The sequence below is a fragment of the Mesorhizobium sp. M4A.F.Ca.ET.022.05.2.1 genome (assembly GCF_003998845.1).
Taxonomy (GTDB): domain Bacteria; phylum Pseudomonadota; class Alphaproteobacteria; order Rhizobiales; family Rhizobiaceae; genus Mesorhizobium.
On the sequence record NZ_RZOJ01000452.1, the window covers coordinates 1 to 4782 of the forward strand.

Annotated in this window: 2 protein-coding genes; both read right to left on the minus strand. The window is 66.8% G+C overall.

The window, feature by feature from the left end:
• Window positions 1-199: 199 nt before the first annotated feature.
• Window positions 200-3331 (minus strand): efflux RND transporter permease subunit, encoded by a 3132-nt coding sequence (locus EN745_RS30265; protein WP_127422944.1) that lies wholly within the window; start codon window positions 3329-3331, stop codon window positions 200-202.
• Window positions 3328-4491, minus strand: a complete 1164-nt coding sequence (locus EN745_RS30270) for an efflux RND transporter periplasmic adaptor subunit (RefSeq protein ID WP_127405537.1) — start codon at window positions 4489-4491, stop codon at window positions 3328-3330. The genes EN745_RS30265 and EN745_RS30270 overlap by 4 nt, the downstream gene beginning before the upstream one ends.
• Window positions 4492-4782: the final 291 nt, after the last annotated feature.

Sequence of the window (4782 nt, forward strand, 5' to 3'; positions counted from 1 at the left end):
TCATAAAGCCGTAGATTTTCCCTTCTCCCCGTTCACGGGGAGAAGGTGCCCGAAGGGCGGATGAGGGGCGGCGCCGACGGCTCGCGATTGGCCGTGCTGCCGCCGGTCTCTGTCGTCCGCAATTTCGCAAGCTTGGCGCCGCCCCTCACCTGCCTGCCGGCATTCTCTTCCCGTATAATGACGGGGCGAGGAGGGCTAATCACTCCGCCGGCTCGACGTTGGTGTAGGCGGCTTCCTCCAGCTCGCGCTTCAGCCGTGCTTCCTCATGCGTCTTCGGCGTAACGAAGCGGCCGAGCAGCAGATAGGCGACCGGGGTCAGGAACAGGGTCGAGACGGTGGCAAGGCCAAGCCCGCCGACGATCACCCAGCCGAGCGCGATGCGCGCCTCGGCGCCGGCGCCGACGGCCAGCACCAGCGGCACGCCGCCGAGCACGGTGCAGATCATTGTCATCATCACCGGGCGCAGGCGGATGATGGAGGCCTGCTCGATCGCCTCGCGCACGCCGAGCCCGCGATCGCGCAGCTGGTTGGCGAACTCGACGATCAGGATGCCGTTCTTGGCCATGACGCCGACCAGCAGCACCAGGCCGATCTGGCTGTAGGCATTGAGGCTGGTTCCCGAGAGCAGGAGGGCGAAGATCGCGCAGGCGAGGCCCAGCGGCACCGTCGCCATGATAATGATGGCGCTGACGAAGCTTTCGAACTGGGCGGCAAGCACCAGCAGGATGATGACCAGCGCGAAGCCGAAGATGGTGATCATGGCGCTGTTGGTCTCGCCCAGCGTCGCCGCCTCGGCGAGCGGCAGGATGCGGCTGCCCGGCGGCAAGAGCGGCGTGGCAATCTCCTCGGCGCGGCTCAGCGCGTCGCCGAGCGCGAAGTCGCCTGACAGGTTCGAGGTGATAGCGACCGACGGCTGCTGCTGCTCGCGCGTCAGTGATGGCGGCACGGCGCGTTCGGTCAGCGTCGCGATGGTCGACATCGGCAGGAAGCGGCCGTCGCCGGTCTTCAGGAAGATGTTCTCGAGGTCGGTCGGGTCGTTGATCGGGTTGGTCGTCGACACCAGCTTCACGCCATAGCTGCGGTCGGCGATATAGACGTCGACGACGTCGTTGCCGTCGAGCATGGCCTGCAATGTGTCGGCCAGCCCGGTGATGTCGATGCCGAGGTCGGAGGCGCGCTCGCGGTCGATGGCCACGGCCAGCTGGGGCTGGGTCGGGTCGACGGAGAGCCGTGGCGACTGGAAGCGCTGGTCCTTCTGCATCTCGGCGACGACCTTGCCCGCCGCCTCGCCGAGCGCCTTGCGGTCGTTGCCGACCAGCGCGAACTGCAGGCCGTTGCCGGCGCCCCGGATACCAAGGCTGTTGGGCTGCACCGGGAACACCCGCACGCTCGGCACCTGCCTTGTCAATCGGCTGATCTCGGCCACGATCTCCCGCTGGCTGCGCGCGCGTTCGTCCCACGGCGCCAGCGTCATCACCATGAAACCTGAGTTGTAGGCGCCGTTCTGGCCTGCGTTTTCGAAGGTGCTGCGGATCTCGCCGGATTCGCGCAGCGGCTGGATCAGCCTCTCGATCTTCTGCATCTGCTCGGTCGTGTAGTCGAGGCTGACGCCTTGCGGGGCGCTGATGCGCAACAAGACGACGGCGCGGTCCTCGCTCGGCGTCAGCTCCTGGCGGATGGTGCCGAAGAGGGTGAAGGCAATGCCGGCGAAGAGCAGCGCCACCAGCACCACCAGCCACGGCGCGCCGAGGCAGGCATGCAGGCAGCGCCGGTAGGTCGCGTTCAGCGCGCCGCCGATGCGGGCGCCGATGCCCTTGCCGCCTTCATGGTGGAGCGAGGCGCTGGACAGCATGCGCGAGGCGAGCATCGGGCAAAGGGTGAGCGCGACCACGCAGGACAGCAGCACCGACATCGCCAGCACAAAGCCGAATTCGCGAAACAGGCCGCCGGTCTGGCCGGGCAGGAAAGAGATCGGCACGAAGACGGCGACCAGCGTCAGCGTGGTGGCGATGACGGCGAAGAAGACCTCCTGCGCGCCAAGCACGGCCGCCGCGCGCGGCCCCATGCCCTGGTTGCGCCGGCGCACGATGTTTTCGAGCACGACGATGGCGTCATCGACGACGAGTCCGGTGGCCAGCACCAGCGCCAGCAGCGTCAGGATGTTGACCGAAAAGCCGGCGAGATAGATCGCGGCGATGGTGCCGATCATGGCGACCGGCATCGACAGGCCGGGGATCAGCGTTGCGCGCCAGTCGAGCAGGAAGGCGTAAATGACGATCAGCACAATCGAGACAGAGAGCGCCAGCGCGATCTCGACCTCGTGCACGGCGCCGTTGACAAAGACCGCGTCGTCGCTGGTGACCTTGATCGACATTCCCTGTGGCAAGTTCTCCTGCAGCTTGGCGACGGCCGCCCTGACGCCGGTCGAGATGTCCAGCGTGTTCGATTCCGCCTGACGGATGATGCCGAGGCCGATGCCGGTCTTGCCGTCCGAACGCAGCGCCGTCTGGCCGACATCGGGACCGAGCGTGACGGTTGCGACGTCACGGATGCGCGTCTTGCCGGCGATGATGATGTTCTCGAACTCCTCCGGCGTCGTCACGTCGGCCGTGGTGCGCACGATCAGATCCTGGTTGGTGGTGGTGATCGAGCCAGCCGGCGAATCGAAGGCGACCGAGGCGAGCGCGGCCCGGAGATCGGCGACGGTGAAGCCGTGGCTGGCGAGCTTGTTCTGGTCGACGTCGATGCGGAAGATCTTGTCGCGCTCACCGGAAACCTGGACGTCGGCGACGCCCGGGACGGCGGCGAGCTCGTCCTCGATCTGATCCTGGACGATCACCGTCATGTCCTGCACCGACATGGTGTCGGAGGTGACCGCCAGCCGCATCACCGGCTCGGAATTGGCGTCGGCCTTGACGATGCGCGGCGTGTCGGCCGTGTCCGGTATCTGGTTGGAGATGCGGCTGACGGCGTCGCGCACATCGGAGGCGGCGACGTCGAGATCGACGCCGTCGTTGAACTCGATGGTGACACGGCTGTTGCGGAAGGAGGAAGTCGACGAGATAGACTTGACGCCGGAGACGCGCGCGACCGCGCCCTCGATCGTGTCGGTCAGCTCGCGGTCGACGGTCTCGGCTGCGGCGCCCTCGAAGGTGGTGCTGACGGTGATGACGGGACGGTCGACATCCGGCAGTTCACGGATCTCGACGCCATAGAAGGCGGCAAGGCCGGCGACCGCGATCAGTGTGTTCAGCACCAGGGCCATGACCGGCCGGCGGATGAACAGCGCGGTGAAGCCGCTCTCGCTGGCGGTGTTGGCGCCGCCGCTCATGGGCTGTCAGCTTCGGCGGCGCGCTGCTGCTCGCCGGCGATGCGGACCTCGCCGCCCTCGCTGACGCTCTGGGTGCCTTCGGTCACCACCATGTCGCCGCTGACGATCGGCGCGTCGATTAGCACTGTCTCGGTGTTGCGCTGGATGATGCGCACGGGAACGCGTTTGGCCTTGCCGTCCGCGACCGCCCAGACATAGGCGCCGTCGGAACCCCACAGGATGGCCAGCGGGCTAACCGCCGGATAGGAGTCGCCCGGAAATTTCATGCTGATCTGGAACGACATGCCGGCGCGCAGCGAATCCGCCGGGTTGGCGATTGTCGCCTTGACCAGCAGCGTGCGGCTGGCCTCGTCGATATGGTTGTCGATGGCCGAGACGGTGCCGGTGTAGGCTTGGCTCGGATTGGCGATCGGCGTCGCCGACAATTGCGCGCCGACCTTGACGGCGGCAGCGAAGCGCTCGGGCACCAGGAAGTCGACCAGGATCGAGGAGCGATCGTCGAGCGTGGCGATGGCCGACTGGCTGGTCACGTAATTGCCGGCGGAGATCGGCAGGATGCCGACCGTGCCCGAAATTGGGGCCACGATCGAGCGGCGCTGTAGGGCGAGCTCGGCGTCGCGCAGCGCCAGCTTGGCGTTGGCCAGCGCCACTTCCGCATCGGCGACGGCGACCGGCGTCGCGGCATTCGAGGCGCGCAGCGACTTCACCCGGTCGAGCTTGTCCTGAGCGTCCTGCAGGCCGACCTTGGCGCGGTCCTCGGCAATCACCTCGGTGTCGGAATCGAGGGTGGCGATGACCTGGCCCTTGTCGACATGGGTTCCGGAGGCGACCAGAAATTCGACGAGACGGCCGGAACTGTAAGGGTTGACCGTGACCGAGGCGTTGGCTCGGCCGGTGCCGATCGCCTGCAGGCGGTCGTTGATGGTGGCCGTGCTCGCCGGCAACGCGACGACATTCGCCGGTTGTCGGTTGCTGTCGCGGCTGCTTGCCTGCTTCGCCGCGTCGACGGCGCCGGTCGTCTGTGCCGATGTTGCGGCGTCGGCCCATTCGATACCCCAGCGTGCCAGCACCTCATGCGCGCCCGGGAAAAAACGTACCCAGGCGGCCGCGGCGGCCACCAGGATCACAAGCGCAAAAACGATCTGTTTCCAGGCGGCCATCGGCACTCCGGTCGGCAAAACGTCTACAGGTTTCCCCAAGCAAAAAACGCAGCAACGCACCCCGGCAATGTGCGAAGCCACGCGATATCATGGCTTTATGGCAATTCTGCCGCTGCCATGCACATTAAATCTGCGTAACGTTGGCGGGCCGCCGGCACGGATACCGGGAGGTCAGCGCAAGCCTTCCAACTCGCGGATGCGCTTGGCGCCGTCGGCCTCAAGCTGCCTTGTGACGGCGCCAAGCGCATCCGCGAGTTGGAAGGCTTGCGCTGACCTCCCGGTATCCGTGCC